The organism is Tenacibaculum sp. FZY0031 (genome assembly GCF_036350695.1).
In the GTDB taxonomy this organism is placed as follows: domain Bacteria; phylum Bacteroidota; class Bacteroidia; order Flavobacteriales; family Flavobacteriaceae; genus Polaribacter.
Genome location: NZ_JAZDVY010000001.1, coordinates 90865 through 115530, shown reverse-complemented (window position 1 = coordinate 115530; position 24666 = coordinate 90865). Strand labels below are relative to the sequence as shown.

The 24666-nt window shown below is 32.6% G+C and carries 22 protein-coding genes; 17 read left to right on the top strand and 5 right to left on the bottom strand.

All coding sequences use genetic code 11. From position 1 onward, the window contains the following. Window positions 1-4 precede the first annotated feature (4 nt). From V1T75_RS00485 to V1T75_RS00470, 4 genes are all read left to right on the top strand, one after another. Window positions 5-472, top strand: coding sequence for a RidA family protein (locus V1T75_RS00485; RefSeq protein ID WP_330486599.1), 468 nt, complete (start codon window positions 5-7; stop codon window positions 470-472). 11 nt (window positions 473-483) lie between these two features. Next, window positions 484-1260, top strand: a complete 777-nt coding sequence (locus tag V1T75_RS00480; protein WP_330486598.1) for a glycine betaine ABC transporter substrate-binding protein — start codon at window positions 484-486, stop codon at window positions 1258-1260. A 92-nt stretch (window positions 1261-1352) separates the two neighbouring features. Continuing rightward, window positions 1353-2642: an APC family permease gene (locus V1T75_RS00475; protein WP_330486597.1), complete on the top strand. Its 1290-nt coding sequence runs from the start codon at window positions 1353-1355 to the stop codon at window positions 2640-2642. Between the two features lie 11 nt (window positions 2643-2653). Next, the gene (locus tag V1T75_RS00470; RefSeq protein WP_330486596.1) at window positions 2654-3547 is read left to right on the top strand and encodes a mechanosensitive ion channel family protein; all 894 of its coding nucleotides are present in this window, start codon (window positions 2654-2656) and stop codon (window positions 3545-3547) included. Between the two features lie 5 nt (window positions 3548-3552). On the opposite strand, the gene V1T75_RS00465 is transcribed toward V1T75_RS00470, so the two are convergent. Next, window positions 3553-4587: an RluA family pseudouridine synthase gene (locus V1T75_RS00465; protein ID WP_330486595.1), complete on the bottom strand. Its 1035-nt coding sequence runs from the start codon at window positions 4585-4587 to the stop codon at window positions 3553-3555. A 15-nt stretch (window positions 4588-4602) separates the two neighbouring features. Next, window positions 4603-5184, bottom strand: coding sequence for a PASTA domain-containing protein (locus V1T75_RS00460; RefSeq protein WP_330486594.1), 582 nt, complete (start codon window positions 5182-5184; stop codon window positions 4603-4605). 154 nt (window positions 5185-5338) lie between these two features. Between V1T75_RS00460 and V1T75_RS00455 the strand changes: the two genes are divergently transcribed. The 6 genes from V1T75_RS00455 to V1T75_RS00430 all read left to right on the top strand — a co-directional run bounded on the left by V1T75_RS00455 (window position 5339) and on the right by V1T75_RS00430 (window position 12482). After that, window positions 5339-6322 (top strand): D-alanine--D-alanine ligase, encoded by a 984-nt coding sequence (locus V1T75_RS00455; protein WP_330486593.1) that lies wholly within the window; start codon window positions 5339-5341, stop codon window positions 6320-6322. Then, window positions 6322-6774, top strand: a complete 453-nt coding sequence (gene coaD / locus V1T75_RS00450) for a pantetheine-phosphate adenylyltransferase (protein ID WP_330486592.1) — start codon at window positions 6322-6324, stop codon at window positions 6772-6774. Before V1T75_RS00455 ends, coaD begins: the two co-directional genes overlap by 1 nt. A 19-nt stretch (window positions 6775-6793) precedes the next feature. Beyond that, window positions 6794-8539 carry a M14 family metallopeptidase gene (locus V1T75_RS00445; RefSeq protein WP_330486591.1) on the top strand — a complete coding sequence of 582 codons (1746 nt, stop codon included), beginning with the start codon at window positions 6794-6796 and terminating at the stop codon, window positions 8537-8539. A gap of 62 nt (window positions 8540-8601) precedes the next feature. Next, window positions 8602-9120 (top strand): RNA polymerase sigma factor, encoded by a 519-nt coding sequence (locus V1T75_RS00440; protein WP_330486590.1) that lies wholly within the window; start codon window positions 8602-8604, stop codon window positions 9118-9120. Between the two features lie 72 nt (window positions 9121-9192). Then, complete coding sequence (locus V1T75_RS00435) at window positions 9193-10113, top strand: FecR family protein (RefSeq protein ID WP_330486589.1); 921 nt, start codon at window positions 9193-9195, stop codon at window positions 10111-10113. Between the two features lie 35 nt (window positions 10114-10148). Beyond that, entirely contained in the window at window positions 10149-12482 is a 2334-nt protein-coding gene (locus V1T75_RS00430) for a TonB-dependent receptor plug domain-containing protein (RefSeq protein WP_330486588.1), read from the top strand. A 38-nt stretch (window positions 12483-12520) separates the two neighbouring features. Here the strand turns inward: V1T75_RS00430 and V1T75_RS00425 are convergent, their stop codons facing one another. Continuing rightward, a complete protein-coding gene (locus V1T75_RS00425; protein ID WP_330486587.1) occupies window positions 12521-13696 on the bottom strand; it encodes a GlmU family protein in 1176 nt (391 codons plus the stop codon). A 104-nt stretch (window positions 13697-13800) separates the two neighbouring features. Between V1T75_RS00425 and V1T75_RS00420 the strand changes: the two genes are divergently transcribed. The 6 genes from V1T75_RS00420 to V1T75_RS00395 all read left to right on the top strand — a co-directional run bounded on the left by V1T75_RS00420 (window position 13801) and on the right by V1T75_RS00395 (window position 19470). Then, window positions 13801-14184 carry a 6-phosphogluconate dehydrogenase gene (locus V1T75_RS00420; protein WP_330486586.1) on the top strand — a complete coding sequence of 128 codons (384 nt, stop codon included), beginning with the start codon at window positions 13801-13803 and terminating at the stop codon, window positions 14182-14184. Continuing rightward, entirely contained in the window at window positions 14177-14725 is a 549-nt protein-coding gene (locus tag V1T75_RS00415; RefSeq protein WP_330486585.1) for an acyl-CoA thioesterase, read from the top strand. Before V1T75_RS00420 ends, V1T75_RS00415 begins: the two co-directional genes overlap by 8 nt. A 2-nt stretch (window positions 14726-14727) precedes the next feature. Beyond that, window positions 14728-15420 carry a cyclase family protein gene (locus V1T75_RS00410; protein ID WP_330486584.1) on the top strand — a complete coding sequence of 231 codons (693 nt, stop codon included), beginning with the start codon at window positions 14728-14730 and terminating at the stop codon, window positions 15418-15420. A 237-nt stretch (window positions 15421-15657) separates the two neighbouring features. After that, window positions 15658-16746, top strand: coding sequence for a hypothetical protein (locus tag V1T75_RS00405; RefSeq protein WP_330486583.1), 1089 nt, complete (start codon window positions 15658-15660; stop codon window positions 16744-16746). 9 nt (window positions 16747-16755) lie between these two features. After that, window positions 16756-18843, top strand: coding sequence for a M64 family metallopeptidase (locus V1T75_RS00400; protein ID WP_330486582.1), 2088 nt, complete (start codon window positions 16756-16758; stop codon window positions 18841-18843). A gap of 75 nt (window positions 18844-18918) precedes the next feature. Next, window positions 18919-19470, top strand: a complete 552-nt coding sequence (locus tag V1T75_RS00395) for a hypothetical protein (protein WP_330486581.1) — start codon at window positions 18919-18921, stop codon at window positions 19468-19470. Between the two features lie 56 nt (window positions 19471-19526). On the opposite strand, the gene carB is transcribed toward V1T75_RS00395, so the two are convergent. Further along, the gene (carB, locus tag V1T75_RS00390) at window positions 19527-22379 is read right to left on the bottom strand and encodes a carbamoyl-phosphate synthase large subunit (protein WP_330486580.1); all 2853 of its coding nucleotides are present in this window, start codon (window positions 22377-22379) and stop codon (window positions 19527-19529) included. A gap of 103 nt (window positions 22380-22482) precedes the next feature. Next, the gene (gene rpmH, locus V1T75_RS00385) at window positions 22483-22644 is read right to left on the bottom strand and encodes a 50S ribosomal protein L34 (RefSeq protein WP_028891113.1); all 162 of its coding nucleotides are present in this window, start codon (window positions 22642-22644) and stop codon (window positions 22483-22485) included. Between the two features lie 230 nt (window positions 22645-22874). On the opposite strand from rpmH, the gene V1T75_RS00380 reads away from it, so the two are divergent. After that, window positions 22875-24494 carry a CTP synthase gene (locus V1T75_RS00380; RefSeq protein ID WP_330486579.1) on the top strand — a complete coding sequence of 540 codons (1620 nt, stop codon included), beginning with the start codon at window positions 22875-22877 and terminating at the stop codon, window positions 24492-24494. Window positions 24495-24666: the final 172 nt, after the last annotated feature.

Here is a 24666-nt window from a genome sequence, read left to right as displayed (position 1 = left end):
AACTATGAATATTATTGAAGAAAAAATAAAAGTATTAGGTCTGAAACTACCAACTCCCAAACCTGGAGTTGGAGCTTATAAAGCTTGGACTATTTTCTCAAATAATATTGTTTGTACATCAGGACAAATTCCATGGGAAGAAGACAAAATAGCTTTTACAGGCAGATTAGGAGATCAAGTAACGACAAAACAAGGAGCTCTTTCTGCTCAATTATGCGCTTTACACGCTATTGCACAATTAAAAGAAGCCACTAATGGTGATTTAACTAGAGTTAAACAAATTATTAGAGTTGAAGGTACTATTTATGCCGCTCCAAATTTTAGTGAACACTCACAAGTATTAGATGGTGCTAGCAACCTTTTTAATGAGGTATTTGGAGAAAAAGGGAGACATACTAGAACAGCACAAGGGATGAATTCTTCGCCCCTTAATGCTAGTACTTTAATTTATGTTTTTGCCGAAATTGAATAAATTCTTTAGCCATGAATACTACTCCTTTGCAAATAGGTCAAATTGATCTAAGCTTTCATAAAGTTACTGCTGCTATTATTTTAGCTTATTTTGATACTATAGGACAAGCTTATCAATTACACACCCAGCCTCACGAAAAATTATTTGAAAAATATAGAAAAAAGGAGATAGATATGATTTTGGGTGCTTGGTTACCTTCCTCTCATGGAAAATACATAAGAGAAGTAGAAAATGAAACACATGAATTTTCAACACTGTATACACCTTTCTGTATTTGGGGAGTTCCAGATTATCTTCCAAAGGAGATAGAAAAAATAAGCGATATCACAAACCCTGCAATTGCAAAAAAATTTAATAAAACCATTCAAGGGATTAATGAAGGTGCAGGTATTTCGAGGTTTTCTAGAAATATTATAAAATCTTATGGTTTAGATTCTTTAGGTTTTAAATTTAAGACTGGAACCATTTCAGATTGTACTAATACCTTTATTGATGGCTATAAAAAGAAAGAATGGCTAATTATTCCACTATGGAAACCACAATATCTTTTTCATACCTATACTATAAGACCTTTAAAGGAGTCTAAGGGTTTATTAGGTGGTAAAGACAAGGCTACAATTTTAATTAATAAAAACGCTGTAAATAAATTAACTCCTAAAGCTCTTGAATATATTAAAAATGTAACTTTTGGTAACCAATTAGTTACTAAACTTGACTACGAATATCAAGTAAATGGAAATACACTTCAAAATATTGCAAAAACATTTTCAGAAAATAAGTTTGAGTAAATTATTATTATTTCCTAATACTTCTCATTAATTAATATTTCAAAATAAATAACTATTTTAGTGACTGTTACACTAACTAACAGTCACTAAATATGTCTAAAAAAATAGGATTAAAAGAAGCCATTTCAATAGGAATTGGTGGTATGGTAGGCGGTGGTATTTTTGCCGTTTTAGGTCTTGCTGTTTTACTTGCCAAAGGAGGAACTCCAATTGCTTTTTTACTTGCAGGTATATTGGCTTTATTAACCTCATACAGCTACGTTCATCTTTCTAAGAAATACCCAGATAGAGGGGGAACCGTAAAATTTATCAATCAAGGTTTTGGAAGAACTATTTTTAGTGGAGCAATTAACAATCTTTTATGGATAAGTTATATTGTAATGCTCTCCTTATATGCTTCTGCTTTTGGCTCTTATGCTCCTAACCTATGGGAAATTACTCAAAACAAAACACTCAACTTTCACATATATGCCAGTGCTATTATTTGTATAGCTACTGCTATTAACTATTACAGTATTGCTGTAGTAGGAAAAATTGAATCGTACGCAGTAGTTATAAAACTTATAATTCTTATTGGTTTTATTGCTATAGGAGCCTATGGACTAATAGGAAACCCTAGCATAGCGCAACTATCCATTAGTAACTGGGAAAACCCTATCAAATTATTTGCTGGAGGTATGGTTATTTTTGTTGCCTATGAAGGCTTTGAATTAATAGCCAATGCTGCTCCTGATATTGTAAATCCTGAAAAAAACATTTCAAAGGCTTATTACTACTCTGTAATATTTGTAATTGTATTGTACATTATCATTGCTCTTGTTACTGTAGGTTCTCTCCCATTTAATCAAATTGCCAAAGCACAGGATTATGTACTAGCAGAAGCCGCTAAACCAATGTTAGGACAAATAGGTTTTACCATTATAACCATAGCCGCATTAATATCTACATTTTCGGCTATTAATGCTTCATTATACGGAGGAAGTAAAGTGAACTATGAAATTGCAGAAGATGATGAACTACCACATCACTTTCTAGCCAAGTTTTGGAATCAACCTATCGGGTTGCTTATTACAGCTATAGCAACTTTGATATTAGTTAACACCTTGAATTTAGAGAGTATTTCTACCGCTGGTAGTGTTGGTTTTATCCTTATTTTCGGAATTGTGAATTACGTAGGCTTTAAGCTTTCAAAAGAAACAAACTCTAATAAAGGAATTCCTTTATTCGGTTGTATTTTATGTGCTGTTGCCCTAATTATTCTTATAAAACAACAATTAGAAACAAATCTTGTTGGTGTGTTTGTTTCTTTAAGCATTATTGTACTGTGTTTTATTCTTGAGTGGCTTTATAAGAAAAATGAAACTCCTACAAACAAACTTTAAATTCATCTATTATGGATCAATTTTTATCGAACATAACCAAAATTTGGCAAGAGTTTCAACAAAACATTTTAGAGCATATTCCTAAAGTTATCTTAGCACTTATCGTCGTTCTTATTTTTGCATTTATTGCTAACGGTGTTAAAAAAATATGTATTCGTATTTACCGAAAAGCTTTTAAAGAAAATTATTTAAATATTGAACGAATCATCGCCTCACTATTTTACGCTTTGTTCTTTGCTACTGGTGTATTATTAGCATTACACATTTTAGGCTTAGACAAACCTTTTGAAAAGTTATTGGCGGGTGCTGGTGTTCTAGGAATTATTGCTGGTTTTGCTTTAAAAGATATCGCTTCTAATATGTTTTCTGGACTGTTAGTTGATTTACAACGTCCGTATAAAGTGGGTGATTGGGTTGAAATTGACGGCAAATATGGTGTTGTGTTAGATATTAGTTGGCTTACTACTAAAATTAAAACCGTACCTGGACAGGAAGTATTTGTTCCTAACCAAATTATTTATAATGGAACTTTTACCAATTACTCCACTTGGGGAAAACGTCGTATTATATTAAAAAGCGGTGTTTCGTATGGTGACGATTTAGAACACGTTAGAGCTGTTGCTTTAGATGAAGTTCAAAAAATAAAAGAATACCTCCCAGAAGAAGGTATTGATTTTTATTTTACTGACATTGGTGGCTCTACTTACGACTTTATGCTACGTTATTGGGTAAAATTTGAATCTAATGATGATTTTTGTAGGGGAATGAACGATGTTATTATGCGTATTAAAAAGCGTTTTGAACAAGAAAACATCTCTATTGCATACCCTGTAACCACACTTGATTTTGGTGTGAAAGGAGGGGTAAACCTATTTGATAAAAATATCAAAGTTCAAAAACAATAACCTTTTTACTCTTCCAGTTTTGAATGTTCAGAATACGTTCGCCACTTTTCTAAACAAGTGGTAATGTCTTCTGGTACTTCAGAATCAAATTGTAAAAATTCTCCTGTAGTTGGATGTGTAAAACCTAAGGTTTTTGCATGCAAAGCCTGTCTCGGTAATACTTTAAAACAATTGTCTACAAATTGTTTGTACTTCGTAAATGTAGTTCCCTTTAAAATAGCATTCCCGCCATAACGTTCATCGTTAAAAAGCGTATGCCCTATATGCTTAAAGTGAGCTCTAATTTGGTGTGTTCTACCCGTTTCTAACTTACATTGCACCAAGGTTACATACGTAAGCCTTTCTAATACTTTATAATGGGTTACTGCATGTTTTCCATGTTCTCCATCAGGAAAAACATCCATTTGTAAGCGGTTCTTAAAGCTACGACCTATGTTTCCTTCAATCGTTCCTTCATCCTCTTCAATATTTCCCCAAACTAAAGCATAATACAACCGTTTAGTAGTGCGATCAAAAAACTGCTTTGACAAATGTGCCATGGCATATTCTGTTTTTGCAACGACCAACAATCCGCTTGTATCTTTATCAATACGATGTACTAAACCAGGGCGCTCATTAGAGTTGGTTGGTAAGTTTTCTATATGATGAATTAACCCGTTTACCAGTGTACCTGAATAATTTCCATGCCCTGGATGAACTACCATTCCTGCTGGCTTATTCACCACTATTACTTCATCATCTTCATACACTATATCAATAGGAATATCTTCTGCTACTAATAAATTTTCGTGAGGAGGATAAGTTAATACAACCCTAACTACGTCTTTTGGTTTTACCTTGTAATTAGGTTTAACAGCCACATCATTAACTAAAACATTGCCTGCTTTAGCTGCTTGCTGTATTTTATTTCGAGTAGCATTTTCAATAAAATTCATTAAAAATTTATCTACTCGTAAAGGTACTTGACCATCTGTTGCTACAAACCTATGGTGTTCGTACAAATCATCATTCTCTATCTCTGGAGTATAATCTTCCTGCATCAATCAATTATAAAATTAATAACCATTACCATCCCCTAAAATTAAATCGATGGTTGTTTGTTTTGGTAACTTAGTTCCCGGTTCAATTTTTTGTCCGTTATGTTTCAATCCACGAACCACATCTTTTCCTATATCGTGAACCCAAGTAACATTTGTTCCCACTTTAAATCCAACAGAACGTAAGTGTGTAGTAGCCTGACGTCTTGTACGTCCGTTTAAATTAGGTACTTCTACATCTCTGTACTTAGACGGATTTAGAGTTAAGTATATTTTACGTTTCTCTTTTACAAAGTTCCCCGCCTCAGGATCTTGCTCAATAACTGACTTCTTTGGGTAATCAGGATTGTAGCTAGCACTATCTATTACCACAAAATCTAAATTTAATTCACTAAGTTTCTGCTCAACATCAGTCAATGACATTTTGTGCAAGTTCGGCACTTGTATTTTTTGATTGTGATTTGTTGTAACCCCTAGCCACCACTGTAAAACAAATACAAAAACAAGTATTGAAACAATTGCTATGATTATATTTTTTAAAAAAGATTTACTTTTTATAAACTCAAATAAACCTTTAAAATTTTCGGTAAAATTACTCATGTCATTTTTTTGTAAGATCGCACAAATTTACAGTAAAAATATTACTATTTTAAATTCAACAAGTCTTAAACGAGTTTTTTTGGTAAGTTTGTATAATCCAACCATTGGATTTTAGACAAACAATGATTAAAACAGTAATTGAAATACATTTGAAGTGAAAAAAAACATCGCTATTATTATGGGAGGCTATTCCTCTGAAGTAGGAATTTCTCTAAAAAGTGGTAATGTAGTTTACAAACATATTGACTCTAAGAAATATAACGCGTATAAAGTTCATATTTTAGAAAACAAATGGGTATACGTCGATGATAACGAGCGAGAATATCCAATAAACAAAGAAGATTTTTCAATTGTAATGGGTGGGCAAAAAATTACATTTGATTGTGTTTTTAACGCTATCCACGGTACTCCTGGTGAGAACGGTATTATCTTAGCTTATTTCAATCTTATTGGTTTAAAACACACCTCTGCCCCTTTCTATCAAATGGCGTTAACCTTCAATAAACGCGATACTTTAAGTGTGGTAAAACAATACGGAATAGCAACAGCTGTTTCTATATATTTAAACAAAGGCGATACTATAAATTGTGACGAATTTATAAAAAAAGTAGGCCTTCCATGTTTTGTAAAGCCTAACAGTGCGGGGTCTAGCTTTGGAATTTCAAAAGTATATACCAAAGCAGCACTTATTCCTGCTATAGAAAAAGCATATGAAGAAGATACTGAAATATTAATTGAAAGCTTTTTAGATGGCACCGAAGTATCTGTTGGGGTTATTCAATACAAAGGAGAAACTAAAGTACTTCCAATAACAGAAATTGTCTCTGAAAATGATTTCTTTGATTACAAAGCTAAATACGAAGGTGAGTCGCAAGAAATTACTCCCGCACGTTTAACGGATGCTCAAAGAAAGAGAGTTGAAGAAGTAGCCAAACGGGTGTATGAAATTTTAAACATGAGTGGTTTTTCTCGTTCAGAATATATATTAGTTAATAACGAGCCACATTTTATTGAAATGAATACTGTGCCTGGGCTAACTGAAGCAAGTATTTTACCACAACAAGCCAATCACGCAGGCATTTCTTTAACTGAATTATTCGGAAATGCTATTGAAATGGCTTTAAACGACAAAACATAATGAAAAGAGCTATTTTTCCTGGGTCTTTCGACCCAATTACGTTAGGACACGTAGATATTATTGAACGAGGTGTTACCCTTTTTGATGAGTTAATCATTGCAATTGGTGTAAATGCTGATAAAAAATACATGTTTTCTTTAGAAGAACGTCAACGTTTTATTGAGGAAACTTTTAAACACGAGCCAAAAATAAAAGTACGTACTTATAGCGGACTTACGGTGAATTTTTGTAAAGAACAAAACGCACAATTTATTTTAAGGGGGTTGCGTAACCCTGCCGATTTTGAGTTTGAAAAAGCTATTGCACATACCAACAGAAAACTTTCTGAAATAGAGACTGTATTTTTACTAACCTCTTCAGGTAAAAGTTATATTTCTTCGTCTATTGTAAGAGATGTTATTAGAAACGATGGAGACTATACTGGACTGGTACCCGATGCCGTTAGTATTTAATTTTTAAAACACCCTCCTTTTGAAAAAACTATTTATACTTCTTTTAATTATAGCCAGTGCTTGTAAACAAGTGCCTACAAAAAAGAATATCGATTTTACAACACTCTTTGAAACCTCAAACGGAACGGAGACTCCTACTTATAAAGAGGTTATTTCTTTTTATGAAGAGTTGGCTAACACTTACCCTGAAATTTCCTTGTTTGAGATTGGTACTACTGATATTGGCAAACCTTTACACTTAATTGTTTTTAATGCTGAAGGAAAAACAAATATCAAAGAACTTAAAAGTTCCTCTAAAAATAGAATTTTAATCAATAACGGTATCCATCCAGGAGAATCTGACGGAATAGATGCTTCTATGCTTTTATTAAGAGACATCGTTCAAAATGATTCTTTAAAAAACAACTACAAAAATTCTTTAATTTGTGTTATTCCTGTCTATAATATTGGTGGCGCACTAAACAGAAACTCACACACGAGAGCCAACCAAAATGGTCCAAAAGAATACGGTTTTAGAGGAAATGCTCGCAACTACGACTTAAATCGTGATTTTATTAAACAAGACACTAAAAATGCCGCAGCTTTTGCAGAAATATTTCACACGGTAAATCCAGACATTTTTATAGATAATCACGTAAGCAACGGAGCAGATTATCAGTACGCAATTACCCATCTTTTTACCCAACACAATAAGTTAGGAGGAAAACTTGGTCAGTTTGTCGAAACTAAAATGCGTCCTGAAATAGAACAATCTTTAGCGCAAAAAGACATCATGATAACCCCGTATGTAAACGTTTGGGGAACTACTCCTGAAAATGGATGGTCGCAGTTTTTCGATTCTCCTAGGTATTCTACTGGGTACACTACCCTCTTCAATACCTTAGGACTAATGGTTGAAACCCACATGCTAAAACCGTATAAGATTAGAGTAGAACAAACCTATGAATTGTTGTTTTCTAGTTTGGATTTTTCCGAAAATAATAGTCGTGAAATAAAAGATTTACGAAAAAATGCCGTTGAAGAAATAATAAATAAGAAAACCTATCCCGTTGTGTTCACAGTTGATAAGAATAAACCTACAGCTCTTCATTTTAAGGGGTACGAAGGAACTTTTATAGACAGTAAAGTTACCAGTGGAAAACGTTTGTTTTACAACAGAACAAAACCTTATAATGTAAAGGTCTCTTATTATAACAACTTTATTTCCACCAAAGAAATTACCATACCAAAAGCCTATATTTTACGACAAGGATGGCACGGTGTTGTAGAGCGATTGAACAACAACATTGAGTTTACTCCTTTTAAAAAAGATACTATTTTAACCGTTGAAACGCAGTACATCAAAGAGTTTGACACCCGAAAAATGGCTTATGAAGGTCATTATTTACATTCCAACACCGAAGTTTTCAGAACAAAAAATCAACAAGTTAAATTTTATCAAGGAGATATTTACATTCCTACAAACCAAACTGGAATACGTTATATTATTGAAACTTTAGAAGCGGAAGCTCCAGATTCTTTTTTTAATTGGAATTTCTTTGATACTATTTTACAACAAAAAGAAGGCTATTCTGCTTATGTATTTGAAGATATTGCTGAAGAATTTTTAAGCAAAAACCCTTCAATTCAACAAGAGTTTTTAGAGAAATTAAAGGAAGAGGAAGATTTTGCTAAAAATCCCCAAGCACAATTATACTGGGTATACAAAAAAACTCCCCATTACGAAAAAGCACATAAGAAGTTACCTATTTTTAAGTTATATTAATAGTTTTTTAACCTCTTAATTACATTTTCATACATTTGTTACCGATTAGGAAATTAATCTAAATGAACAAAGAACCCTTAAAATCTGTTTGTGATCAGAAAAATTTTGAAGAAATCTTCAATTTACACTCACAAACATTAAGAAATTACATATATTATAAGTGCGGTGATACCCAGCAAGCTGAAGATATCGTACAAGAAGCGTATATAAAACTGTGGAACAATTGCGCCAAAGTCTTTTTTGATAAAGCCAAATCGTACCTCTATACGGTAGCGAATAATCATTTTTTAAATGATGCAGCACACAAAAAAGTAGTTTTGGAACACCAAAAACAAAGTATCTCTTCAGGAAAAACAAATGAAACTCCTCAATTTCTTTTAGAAGAAGAAGAATTTCATGCTAAACTAAAAAAAGCAATTGCAGACTTACCAGAAAAACAACGAGAAGTTTTTTTATTGAGTCGAATAGATAAGAAAAAGTATAATGAAATTGCAGATATTGTTGGAGTGTCTGTAAAAGCTGTAGAAAAAAGAATGAGTAAAGCTCTTCTTACATTAAAAGAGCAAATAGGTAAAGTATAATAAAAAATAATATTTGTAGTAGGGTAATTAGTCTTTTACCTGTTTTTATACAAATAGCACGAATAACAGAAAATGAAAATAAATTATAAAGATGAAACTTTTTTAGCCAGATGGATAGCTAATGAGCTATCTGCTGAAGAGTTGATGGAGTTTCAACAAACAGAAGCTTATCATCAATTTAAAGCCATTGATACTGCTTCTCAATTATTAAAAACTCCTTCTTATGATAAAGAAGAAGCTTTTGACAAAATTAAAACCACCTTAGCAGTAACAAAAACTAACAAAAAAGTAGTAAAATTCATTCCTACTTGGATGTATGGTGCTGTTGCTTCTATCGCTTTATTAATTAGTTTCTTGTATATTAATAACAATAGCGTTGATTTTTCTACAAATTATGGAGAACAACTAACCATTACTTTACCAGACAATTCTAAGGCTTATTTATCTCCCAAATCTGAAATAACGTACAAAAAACGTAATTGGGATACTCAAAGAGAATTGTTTTTAAAAGGAAAAGCATACTTTGAAGTAGAAAAAGGAAAATCTTTTACGGTAAAGTCTAATGAAGGAAATGTTACAGTGCTAGGAACTAAGTTTACTGTAAATACTTCAGAAAACTATTTTGAAGTTAAATGTTATGAAGGCAAGGTAAAAGTTACTTCTAAAAGTAAAGAAGAAGTTATTTTAACTAAAGGAAAGGCTTACAGAAATTACAGTAACTCAAGTGAGAAATGGGAATTTTTAGACAAAACCCCTTCTTGGATTAAAGGAGAAAGTTCTTTTAACAATACTCCATTACATCAAGTTATAAAGGCTTTAGAAAATCAATTCAAATTAAACTTTGACGCTTCAAGAATAGATACCTCTCAACGTTTTACAGGTACATTTACACACGAAGATGTTACTATTGCATTGCAAACTGTTTTTGCTCCTATGAAAATTTCTTATAAATTAGCAGAAAATAGTTCAGTTGTATTGACATATAGTAAATGAAGATAAAATTAAGTATACTTTTTATATGCTTAGCGATGTCTATTTTTTCCCAGGAAAAGGTAGACATTTCTTTTATTAATGCACCTTTATTAGATGTATTGAAAGAAACGGAAGCCCATTTTGGTGTTAAGTTCTCTTTTAATACAGAAATAATTCATGGTAAAAACTTTACTTTTAAAAAGAAAAAATGTGAGCTTGTATATCTTATAGGAGAAATAGAACGTCAAACACCTTTAATTTTTAACCAAATTAACGAGCGTTATTATTACATAACCAAAAACTCAAACTTTAGGCCCAACGAATACAATCTTTTAAAAGAAGTTCTTATTACAAATTACATAACCTCCGGTATTCATAAAAAAAAGAATGGGGGTATATCTATTCTGCCGAAACAACTAGGTGTTTTACCAGGTTTAACAGAACCCGATGTATTCGAAAGTTTAAAAATTATACCCGGTGTTCAAAGTCCTAATGAAACTGCTGCCGGTATTTATATAAGAGGTGGAACGCCAAATCAAAACTTAGTTTTGTGGGATGGAATAAAAATGTATTACTCAGGGCATTTCTTTGGAATGATTTCAGCTTTTAATCCATATACTACCAAAGAAGTTACCCTGTCTAAAAGTGGTACAGGAGCTAGGTATGGAAATCGAGTTTCTGGAGTAATTGATATCAAAACCACCGAAAAAGTTCCAGAAAAAGTTACAGGAAACTTTGGTCTAAACATGACTCATGCAGATGTGCTACTTACTATTCCCTTCTCAGATAAAACAGCTCTTTCTTTTTCAGCTAGAAGGTCTTTTTCTGATATTTTAAAAACTTTTACCTTCGATAAGTTATCTATGCGTGTTTTTCAAACATTTGACGATAATCAAGAAAATCAAATTATAGATAAGAATATTAAATTTGATAGAGATAATAAATTTAAATTTTCAGATTATACTACAAAGTTCATTTACAAACCTAATGAAGATGAAACTTTAAGTTTAAGTTTCTTATACACAAAAAATCAAATGTTTAACGACTTTAGTATTCCTGTATATAAAGATAAATACAACGATAAGTTAGATATTGACAATACAGGTATAAGTGTAAACTGGAAAAAAAAATCTACCGAAAAGAAGACACATAATGTGAAAAGCTATTTTTCTAATTTTCACTTAGATTATGTGGGCAATTACAACTACATAGATGATTATCTGATTCTATTATCAACGAAAAGCAATTCTTTAACCGATTTTGGTATTTCATACAATATGAATTATTCTTTTAATGATAGAACAGCTCTATTTTGGGGGTACGACTTTACGTCAACCAAAGCAGCTTATGAGTTAAAATACCTTATTGACTTAGAAGGGGAAAATCGATATTCATCGATACAGAAAGACAAAGGAACAAACAATACACACTCTGTTTTTGCTGAATACTTATACGATAACGACAACTGGAATATCAATTCTGGAGTGCGATTGAATTACTTTTCTAAAATCGACAAACTTGTTTTTGAGCCTCGATTATACTTTGAAAAAAAGCTTACATCAAACTTAAGCTTCAAAGCTTCTTTTGAACAAAAAAATCAAACATTGAGTCAAATTATAGAATTTCAAACCTCTAGCTTAGGTTTTGATTTAGAAAACCAAATATGGGCTCAAGTAAATAATGACGACATTCCTCTTCAAAAAAGTTTGCAAGTCTCTACTGGAATACTTTTTAACAAAGACAATTGGAAAATAGACATTGAACCCTATTATAAAAAAGTTAGTGGGATGACATCGCAAACGAGTGGATATAATGACCAAACTGCTGATTTTTCTAATGGGAAAGGAAAAGTATATGGTATTGACATGTTGGTTAATAAAAAATTTAATAATTACAGAACTTGGATTAACTATTCATACACTAAAAACAGGTTTAAGTTTTTAGATTTAGAAAACAAGTTCTTCCCTGCAAATCACGACATCACCAATTACTTTTCTTGGTCTCATGCATACAAGTTAAATAACTACGAGTTTTCTTTTGGGTGGATTTACAGAACTGGAAACCCTTATACGGCGGTTAAACAATTTTATACCGATGACGATGGCGCTCCTCACATTTACTTGGACTCAGACAATATAAATGCACTTAGACTTCCTAAGTATAGTCGATTTGATACCTCAATGACCTATTCTTTTAATTTTTCTGAAAGATGGAAGGGTAAGCTAGGCTTTTCTTTACTGAATATTTTTAATAAAAAGAATATTTTAAGTAGAACCTTTAACGCTATTCCTATTAGAAACTCTAATAATGAGATTGAATACAAACTAAAAGAGGTAAACAAAGTATCTTTAGGAATTACTCCTAATGTTGTTTTTAGAGTTAATTTTTAACTAAAAAGGACTTTACAAAATGTAAAGTCCTTTTTAGTTTAATAATTTCTATATTGTTTTGTGTCTTCAAAAATGTGCTCTAAAATTTGTTTTTCTCTTTCATCAAACACAATTCCTCGTCTTTTCATTACCACATCTGCAACCTCAAAAACTTTATTTGTTTTATATTCAGTAAATCCTGAAGCTCCTCCCCAACTAAATGAAGGTACAAAATTTCTGGGAAACCCACTTCCAAAAATGTTTGCTGAAACACCAACAACAGTACCTGTATTAAACATAGTGTTAATTCCACATTTGGAATGATCTCCCATCATCAAGCCACAAAATTGTAAGCCTGTTTTGGCAAAACGCCCTGTTTCATAATTCCACAACTTAACTTCAGCATAGTTATTTTTTAGATTCGAGTTATTACTATCTGCTCCTATATTACACCACTCACCTAGTACAGAGTTTCCTAAAAACCCGTCATGTCCTTTATTAGAATACCCAAATAACACGGAGTTATTCACCTCTCCTCCTACTTTACAATAAGGACCTAAAGTAGTTGCTCCATAAATTTTTGCCCCCAACTTTAACACTGAGTTCTCACACATCGCTAAAGCTCCACGTACAACAACTCCCTCCATTATTTCAGTATTTTTTCCAATGTAAATAGGACCTGTTGAAGCATTTAAAGTAGCAAAAGTTAGTTTAGCTCCTTTTTCTACAAAAATATCATTTCTATTAACACAATTAACCGTTTCTGGAATTGGTTGCGACTTTCTTCCTTCAGTTAGTAAATCAAAATCGGCTCTTATAGCTTTCTCATTTAAAGAAAAAATATCCCATGTATTTTTTATTTGAATGATATCATCTTCAAACTCTAAATGCTCATAAGTAGAAAAATTAACTTCTTCTTGGTTATCGGTCGTAAAAAAAGCGATAACATCTTCGCCTTTAAAAATTGCTTGATTAGCTTGTAAATTTTTAACCATTTCAACCAAAGGCTTAGTGGGCAAAAAAGAAGCATTTAACAATACGTTTTCTTCCATTTCAACCATAGGGTATTTTTCTTCTAAATACTCTTCAGTCACGGTTGTTGTTGTTAAACCTAAGTATTTTTCCCACTTTTCTCTAATAGTTAAAATACCTACTCTAATATCAGCTACTGGTCGTGTATATGTAAATGGTAGTAAGGCTGAGCGTACATCACCATCGAATAAAATATAGTTCATATTAATTATTTTTTGAAGCAACACAAACTTACCACTTTCAAATCATTTTACAAGTCAAAATATAAACCTTACTTTTGTTATCATACATTCTTTAATAGATTACTATGAAAAAAATTTTAGGATTAATTTTAATTGGTATAGCTCTTATAGCAGCAGCATATTATGCTTTTATTTACTTTGTACCTTATAGTGAAGGTGTTCGCTCGGGTGAGCTAATAAAAATTAGCTACAAAGGTGTGTTAGTAAAAACATGGGAAGGTGAAATTAGTCAAGGTATTTCAGGAGCACAAATTTTTGCTTTTTCTGTAGAAGACAATCAAAAAAAGGTCATCGAAAAGCTTCAAGAATATCAAGGTCGTTATGTAAAAGTTACTTACAAAGAGCGTTTCGGAACTTTCTTTTGGCTAGGTGATACAAAGTATTTTATAACTCACGTGGAAGAAGAACAATCTCCTCACTTTAGAGGAATAAGAAAAGACAATGAATAATACTATTTATAGAAACATAGAAGATACTCGCATTACTATTTCTGAGTTAATGCTTCCTTCTCATGCTAATTTTAGCGGTAAAATTCACGGAGGGTACGTTTTAAAGCTAATGGATCAAATAGCTTTTGCATGTGCCTCTAAACACTCAGGTACTTATTGCGTAACAGCATCTGTAGATACCGTTAACTTTATAAACCCTATTGAAGTAGGTGAATTAGTTACCATGAAAGCGTCTATTAATTATGTAGGTAAAACTTCAATGGTAGTTGGTATCCGCGTGGAAGCACAAAACATACAAACAGGAAAGACCAAACACTGTAATTCTTCTTATTTTACTATGGTAGCCAAAAAAGATAACGGTGACAATGCCAACGTTCCAGGAATCATTATTAATGACGATAATGAAATGCGTCGTTTTTTAGAAGCTATTCATAGAATTAAAATGAAAAAAAATAGACAAGAGAAGTTTGATAATGATAATTTTACCGCTCAAAACTATATCGAGGAGCTTAAAAATTATAATGTGAAGATTGAGTTATAACTATGACTGAAATTATCGATCTAAGTCAAGATATTTTTGACGGAATGCCTGTTTATAAAAGCCTTCCACAAGTCAAAATGTCTGTGCACAACACTCATGAAGAGTGGGATGGAATTAAAAACCCTACAACCAAAACTCCAGCTGTATATAAACTAGAGATGGGAGAGCATACAGGAACTCATGTTGATGCTTTAAATCATATGGCTGCAAAGCACAAAGGAAAATCTATAGATACTATGCCACTTAGTATGTTTTATACTGAAGGTATTTGTTTAGATTTTTCTCATAAGGGCTTACAAGAATTAATTACCTCTGAAGAAATTAGAGAACAACTAGATAAAGAAAAACTTAGCATTAAGGAGGGGGATACGGTTCTTCTTTGTACCAACCACTACACAAAACATTTTACTACAGAAAATTGGGGAAAAGGCCCTGGTATTACCGCTGAATGTGCTACTTGGCTTGGCGAACAAAAAATTTCAGCTTTTGGTGTAGAAACTATGTCTCCAGGTATTCCAAAAGTTTCCAACAAAGAAGTACATTATATTTGTGGTGAAATGGGTTTTACACACTATGAAAACATGATAAATCTAGATAAATTATTAGGTAGAGGTAGATTTCGATTCATAGCATTGCCATTAAAAATTAGAGGAGGTACGGGATCACCTGTAAGAGCTGTTGCTATATTTGAATAATCCTTTTTTACTGCTGTATAGTCTCTCTAAATGACGATATAAATTGTCTGCTCCATTACCACTTTTAGTAATCCCCCACTCGTTTCAAGGAAAACATACACTTTAACCACCATACATAACCTGTAAAAAAAGAGGGAAAACACCTCCTTAAAACCTATTCATTTACATGCTGGTAAAAACAAGGTCTAGAATAACTTTGTCAACTAATAATCAATCAATTAACCTAAACCTATTGTAATGAAAAAACTAGCATTAATGGTAAGCTGTTTACTTATAAGTAATTATTTGTTTTCACAACAAGTAAACATTAAGTACAACGTTAACAACCATACCTTGTCAGGTAAATTAAACAACACCTCTATTTCTTCAGTTATAAAAGAACTTTCTAAACAAAACTTTCTTTTATTCATCGTTGGAGATAATAAGAACTTTAATGTTACAGGTCAATTATCAAACACACCTGTTGATCGTGCCCTTTCAGAAATCATTCCTTCTACTATTAAATTCTTTTATAAAATAGACTCTAAAGAAGGAGAAAATAAGATGATCTCTACCGCTGCGAATGCTCCCTTGATTTTCAACTCTTCTAACCTACTCTTAGCAAAGCAAACTAATGATAAAAATCAACGTATTGATAAGAGTAAACCTAAATTAGGTGTTAGTAGTAAGTTACTTCAAGTAAAAAAAATAAACACTTTTAAAAACATAAAAAAAGTGAAAGACCCTTTTAAACCTAAAAACATAAAATTTAGGGGTACTACAGCAATGAGTAAAACGGGGGGAATTAAGCCTGCCTTAGCCAGAAGTATTAGAAAAATAGACAATCTTTCTCCTGAGCTTAGTTTGCAAAACAAAAAAGGGAGAATTCTAAAAAAACACTTAGTCGTAACGTATAAAATTACTAATAATGGAATGACTCCTGTGTCTAAAACCGAAGTAGAAGGAAGTTACTCTTTACCTACCGAGGAGTCTGGAAACTGGGCTATTATTGGTTTAGAGGACAACAATACTGTACTTGCTGAAACTTTTGAAAACCCTCTTAGTTATAGAACAATATTTGATCCTAAAAAAAGTGATCACAAGGAGTTTACTGCAAAAGAAGCATATGTATCGGTTAAAATGCCTATTAAATATAAATCAAAAGTAGCCTCAGAAAAACTAGATCTCAAGCTAGTTAAGTTTAAAGATATTTCTAATGCCAAAAACATTTTACAAAAGGTACAAAGAAAGCAATTGCGAAAAAGTGATTTAAACACCTCTTTCCAAATTTTAAGAACAGCCCCTAAGGCTGATTTTTCTAAACTGAAAAAAATTACTAACCAATAATCAGAAAAAATGAAAAACGTACATAAAACATTAATAATATTAATGACTTTTCTAGCTGTTGCAGCTTATTCACAAACCAAAAGCACCTTATTATATAACGGAAGTTCTGCTTCAAAATTTGATATTGTATTCATGGGAGATGGTTTTACTTCATCTAACCAAAGTGAATTTAATAATTTGGTTGCCGATTATTTTAAAGCGATGTTTACTCATGAAAATGGTAATTTAGACAATGTTTTGTCTGAACTACAAGACGCTTTTAATGTATATAGAGTAAACCTAAACTCTAGTCAATCTGGAGTAACACAATACACCTGCGACAACGACGACTGTAGTAATAATCCAGCTGATAATAGAAATACAGCGTTGAACTTTAAGTATTCAGGGTGCTGGAACTGTTGTTGGATGTCAAAATCTAGCAATACTGATAGTAAAATTAACAATGCTTTAAACACTGTTGGTTTATCTGGTGCTGACTTTGTTGTTGTGATTCTAAATGAATCAGGTTTTGGAGGGTGTTCATATGGGAAAGTATTATCTATCACTAAATCTACCAGCAATAATGTGTTGCTACATGAATTAGGACACTCCGTTGGTAAATTAGCTGACGAATATACAAGACCTGGTTGCTTTAGCGGAACCAATCCTTCTGCTGTGAATGTTGATAAAAACAGCAATCCTAGTAAGTGGAATAAGTTTGCTAGAAGCACTGTAACTACTGGGGCTCCATCAGAATATAATGTAGATGGTTTTGAAGGTGGACGTTATAACGAAACCTGTATTTATCGCCCTTCAAACAACAGTACTATGAAAGGCAATACCAACCTATTTAATCCACCTAGTTATAACGAATTCTGGACAAGAAATAAATCAAAAAGTAATTATAACTTTAACAAACCAATAATAGGCAACTTCCAGGGAAACAGCTACAATGATGTAGTACTTCATTACGGAAATTATATCGCTGCCTATCCTACCGAACATCCAAAGGGCTTTACTGGTAGTGGAGCAAACATAACACGCCCAGCTAACTCATATGTAACCACTAAAAAAATTAAAGGCTCAGGTGGTACATGGTATGTATCTTCAAAAGATCAATTTTATGTAGGAGACTTTACAGGAGATGGCTATGATGATTTGCTCGTTTTTTATCCCAACAATCAATATTCAAGATTAGGAATATTAAAATCTACTCCGAATGGGTTTGAATGTATTAAAAAGATATATTACAACCTAAACGGTTGGCAGATGCGAAATGGTGACAAGTTCTTTATTGCTGATTTTAATGGAGATGGGAAGGATGACTTCTACATATTTAATGCTACTAACTGGAATCAAGGCTATATGGGAATGTACAGATCTACAGGTAGTAACTTCTCTTATGTAAGACGATATGACAAATATTTACCGGGTCATTATATGAGTTCTACTGATAAATATTTTGTAGCAGATTACACCGGTGATAACAAAGAAGAGTTGGTATTATTCAATACGAATTCTAAAGTTACCAGAATGTTCAAATCTACAGGAAGTTCATTAACAAAAACTAAGGAGTATTTTGCTAGTTTACCGGGTTGGACAAGTAAACCTGGTGATAAATATCATATTGCGGATATTAATGGAGATGGAAAAGATGATGTATATATTTTTAATGGCACAAACTGGGGACCAGAATATTTATTATTACTTAGATCTGATGGAAACGAATACAAGTATATTAAAAGATATGACGATGCTTTACCCGGTTGGAATATGAACAATCGTGATAAATTTTATGTTGCTGATATTAACGGTGACGGAAAAGACGACTTATACGTCTTCAATAATCAAGATTGGTCTACTCAATACTTAGGACGTGTAATTACCAATGGTAGTACAGTAAGTGTAAACTACCAAAGCGACTGGATTGGTGGCTGGAACCTTGGTAGTAGTGATAAATTAATTGTAGACGACCGTAAAACTGGAAAAGACAACTTATTTATACACAATACCAACTGGTTTGCTTACATGTGGCCAGGTTCTTCTAACATGTACATAAAAGGAATGTATAAAGATTATATTCATGCCTTTAAGTATCATGATTACGGATGGTATTAATATCGTAACTTTATAAAAAGAATAACACGGTTATTTCATAGTCGTGTTATTCTTTTAATTCTAACGTTTTTTATTATGAAACATCTTGCTTTATATCCTTTATTTTTTTTATTTCTTGTTTTAAACTGTAAAAATTATACGACCAAAAAATCTCAAAACGATTTTAATTCATCAGTAAATATCTCAAAAAACCAAGAATACTATTTCACCGTCAACTTTGAATTTACCAAAGAGCGTTATCAACTAATTTCAAAATCTCAAAATGAAGGAAATTTGTTATTTGATATCCAAAACCCTACCGATATGTTTTTGGTAGCCTATCAAAATGAAGATTTATTCTTTTATAGTGAATTAAACGACCCTTTAACCATAAGACCTGTGGGTGGAAAGGAAATGGAAAAAACAGTAGAAAAAGGCTCTCAAAACATCAATTTACCTAAAAAATTTGCTCAGAAAAAGAATACTAAAAACCTTGATATTTATCTGTATAAAGTAAATGGATATATAGAGAATTTTGACACAAAAGTTTACTCAAAAGAAAAAGTAGAACAACTAGAAAAAGCAAAACTTATAAAAAAAAGATATACTATTAATGCTGAGCAATTAGTTAACTTTTTAAACCAATAAAAAAATCCGAAGTTTAATAAACTTCGGATTTTATCTATTTTAATTCTAAAACGCTTTTACTTACTCAAGTACATTTTACGTCTTGCATATAAATCGTAAAAGGCATCGTCTCTTAAACTTTCAATAAATAAGATGCTTTCTCCTGTTGATTTCATTTCAGGCCCTAAGTTCTTATTTACGTTTGGAAACTTATTAAAAGAGAATACAGGTTGCTTAATTGCAAACCCTTCTAACTGAGGATTGAAATCAAAATCAGTAACTTTCTTCTCTCCTAACATCACTTTGGTAGCATAATTTACATAAGGTTCTTTATAAGCTTTTGCTATAAATGGAACCGTACGAGATGCACGTGGATTTGCTTCAATGATATATACTTTATCATCTTTAATCGCAAACTGAATGTTAATTAATCCAACTGTATCAAGTGCTAAAGCAATGGTTTTAGTATACTCTCTAATTTGTTCCAATACTAACTCTCCTAAATTAAACGCTGGTAAAGTAGCATTTGAATCTCCTGAGTGGATTCCACAAGGTTCAATATGCTCCATTATCCCAATAATATACACATTTTCACCATCGCAAATTGCATCAGCTTCTGCTTCAATAGCTCCTTCTAAATAATGATCTAATAATAATTTGTTATTTGGAATTTTACGCAATAAATCTACTACATGCTCTAATAACTCCTCTTTATTAATCACAATTTTCATTCCTTGTCCTCCTAATACATACGATGGACGCACTAAGATTGGAAAGTCTAACTCATCTGCTAACGCTAAAGCTTCATCTGCATTTTCTGCTACTCCAAACTCAGGATAAGGAATATTATTTTCTTTTAACAAGCTTGAAAAACTTCCACGATCTTCTGCTAAATCTAACGCTTTAAAGCTCGTTCCTAAAATTGGAATTCCATAACGCTCTAGTTTTTCTGCTAACTTTAAAGCTGTTTGCCCTCCTAATTGAACAATAACTCCTTCTGGTTTTTCATGCTTAATAATATCGTAAATATGTTCCCAAAAGACTGGCTCGAAGTATAATTTATCTGCCGTATCAAAATCAGTAGAAACTGTTTCAGGGTTACAGTTAATCATAATAGTTTCGTAACCACATTCTTTTGCTGCATACACCCCATGAACGCAACAGTAATCGAACTCAATTCCCTGCCCTATTCGGTTTGGTCCAGAGCCCAATACAATTACTTTTTTCTTATCAGAAACGATACTTTCATTCGATACAGAAACTTCTCCATCAGGAGTTTCAATTTCACTTTCAAAAGTTGAATAATAATAAGGAGTCTGTGCTTTAAACTCGGCTGCACAGGTGTCTACTAACTTATAAACACGCTTTATTTTTAACTCTTCACGCTTCGCATATACTTCACTTTCTAAACAACCTAACATGTGAGCGATTTGACGATCACCATATCCTTTTTGCTTGGCTTCTAACAATAATTCTCTACCAAGCGTATCAACAGTATGTTTAGAAATTTCTTTCTCTAACTCGTATAATTCTTCATATTGGCGCAAGTACCACATATCAATCCTAGTGATTGCATGTATTTTACTCAATGGAATTCCCATTTGAATGGCATCGTAAATAGCAAATACACGATCCCAAGAAGCATGTGTTAATTTATCAATAATTTGGTTATAGTCTTTATATCCTTTACCATCTGCTCCAATCCCGTTACGTTTAATTTCTAACGATTGTGTTGCTTTATGCAATGCTTCTTGGAACGAACGTCCAATTCCCATCACTTCTCCAACCGCTTTCATTTGTAGACCTAATGTTCTATCAGACCCTTCAAACTTATCAAAGTTCCAGCGAGGTATTTTTACAATTACATAGTCTAAAGTTGGCTCAAATAAAGCTGAAGTAGACTTGGTTATTTGGTTGTCTAACTCATCTAAAGTATATCCTACTGCTAATTTAGCAGCAATTTTTGCAATTGGATATCCAGTTGCTTTCGATGCTAATGCTGATGAACGAGATACACGTGGGTTAATCTCAATAGCAATAATATCTTCCTTTTCATCTGGAGAAACGGCAAACTGTACGTTACATCCCCCTGCAAATTCTCCAATAGAACGCATCATTTTAATTGCCATATCTCTCATTTTCTGATATGTTTTATCAGAAAGAGTCATTGCTGGAGCTACTGTAATAGAGTCTCCTGTGTGGATTCCCATTGGGTCCATATTTTCAATAGAACAGATAATAACAACATTATCGTTATCATCACGTAATAACTCTAATTCATATTCTTTCCATCCCATCATGGCCTTATCAATCATTACTTCGTGGATTGGAGAAATTTCTAAACCTCTAGATAATGATTCTTCAAATTCTTTTTCATCATATACAATAGATGCTCCTGCTCCTCCTAAAGTAAAAGAAGCTCTAATACATAATGGAAATCCGAATTCTTGTGCAATTTCTTTTCCTTTTAAAAAGGATGTTGCGGTAGCTTGAGGCGCCATTGGCACGTCAATTTTCTCCATTAATAAACGGAATTTATCTCTATCTTCTGTGATATTAATAGCATCAATATCTACCCCAATAATTTCAACATCAAAGTCTTCCCAAATTCCTTTTTCATCAGCTTCAATACAAAGGTTCAAGGCTGTTTGCCCTCCCATAGTAGGTAAAACAGCATCAATTTGTGGGTGCTCTTTTAAAATTTGAATAATAGACTTTGTATTCAAAGGTAACAAGTATACATGATCAGCCATCGAAGGGTCTGTCATAATAGTTGCAGGATTCGAATTAATTAAGATGGTTTCTATTCCATCTTCTCTCAAAGATCTTAACGCTTGAGATCCTGAATAATCAAATTCACATGCTTGACCAATAACAATTGGTCCTGATCCAATAATTAAAATCGATTTAAGGTCTTGTCTTTTAGGCATTTTAGTCTGTGTTGTGTTGTGGTGTAAAAATAAAAATTGTTTGGTTATAAAAAAAGGCGATACTTAATAGTAACGCCTTTAAAATATTAACAATAGTTAATCATTATTTCTTTGGTCTAGATTCAGATGAAACAGACAACTTTTTTCTTCCTTTTGCTCTTCTTCTAGCTAATACTTTACGTCCATTAGCAGAAGCCATTCTTTCGCGGAAACCGTGTTTGTTTCTTCTTTTTCTCTTCGATGGTTGGTACGTTCTTTTACTCATTACAGTATATCTTAAATATCTTCTTTAAAAAATGTTTTGCTTTTGTGAAATTCCGTCTGCTAAAAGCGTGGGCAAATATACAACAGTTTTTCAGTCTGACAAACCCTTATTTTATTTTTTTTAAAAAAAAGTTTGTTTGGCAAACATACATAATTTTTCTGTACGTTTTTTCTCTTTTTTATTTGTTGTAATTGCCAGACTTCTTACTTTTGCGCAAACCTAACAGTACCATGAACAACACAAAATACGTTTTTGTAACCGGAGGCGTAACTTCATCACTAGGGAAGGGAATTATTGCCGCTTCTCTAGCCAAATTATTACAAGAAAGAGGATACTCAGTAACCATTCAAAAGTTGGATCCATATATTAATATAGATCCAGGGACATTAAATCCATACGAACATGGAGAATGCTATGTTACCGATGACGGAGCTGAAACAGATTTAGACTTAGGACATTACGAGCGTTATTTGAACATTCCTACTTCACAAGCTAATAACGTTACTACAGGACGAATATATCAGTCTGTAATTAACAAAGAGCGCAAAGGAGCCTTTTTAGGAAAAACAGTTCAAGTTATTCCTCATATTACTGATGAAATTAAAAACAGAATCCAAATTTTAGGTAACACAGGCGATTTCGACATTGTTATTACTGAAATTGGAGGAACCGTTGGTGATATTGAATCCTTACCCTATATAGAAGCTGTTCGTCAATTACAATGGGATTTAGGAGAAGACAATGCTATTGTTATTCACCTAACCCTTGTTCCTTATTTGGCAGCGGCGGGTGAATTAAAGACAAAACCCACACAGCACTCTGTAAAAACATTAATGCAAAGTGGTGTAAAACCTGACATTTTAGTATGTCGTTCAGAGCATGAAATCTCAGATGACATTAAACGCAAACTAGCTTTATTTTGTAATGTTAAAAAGCAAAATGTAATTCAGTCGTTAGATGCTGAAACTATTTACGATGTTCCTAACTTAATGTTTAAAGAAGGCTTAGATTATGTTGTATTAGATAAATTAAACTTATCTACACGCAAGCAGCCTAACCTAAAAACGTGGAATAAGTTTTTAGAACGTCATAAAAACCCAACTTCTTCTGTTGAAATTGGTTTGGTAGGAAAATATGTCGAGTTACACGATTCATACAAATCAATAACTGAAGCTTTTATCCATGCTGGAGCTGCGGCTACCAACAAAACAAAAGTTAACGTTCGTTGGATTCACTCTGAAGAGTTAACTCCTGAAAATGCGGCAAAACAGCTAGAAGGTTTGAATGGTGTATTAGTTGCTCCTGGGTTTGGAGATAGAGGAATTGAAGGAAAAATTGCAGCAGTACAATACGTGCGTGAAAACAACATACCTTTTTTAGGTATTTGTTTAGGAATGCAAATGGCTGTAATTGAATTTGCTAGAAACGTGTTAGGCCTTAAAGAAGCAAACTCTACTGAAATGAACCCTGAAGTAGCACATCCTGTTATAAATTTAATGGAAGAGCAAAAAGAGGTTACTGAAAAAGGTGGAACAATGCGTTTGGGTGCTTGGGATTGCCAATTAACACAAGATTCTAAAGTTTTTCAAGCATATAAGGAAGAATTAATAAGTGAACGTCACCGTCACAGATACGAATACAATAACAATTACAAAGAGCAGTTAGAAAATGCGGGGATGAAAACAGCAGGTGTTAACCCTAAAACAGGCTTAGTAGAAATTGTTGAAATCGATTCACACCCATGGTTTGTTGGAGTTCAATATCACCCTGAATATAAAAGTACCGTGTTAAATCCGCATCCACTGTTTGTAAGCTTTATTAAAGCAGCGTTGAAACAATCAAAAAAATAAATTAAAAATCCTGTAATTGAAGTTACAGGATTTTTTTATTGGGTATAAAATTGGAACACTGTTTGAACTATCATCACTAACAAAATTATTCATTGTAAAACCTCAAAAAATCTATAGGGTTTTACTACCTTTGTCGGGTTTTTTAGCTTTCAAGAAAAGCTTTACATGACAA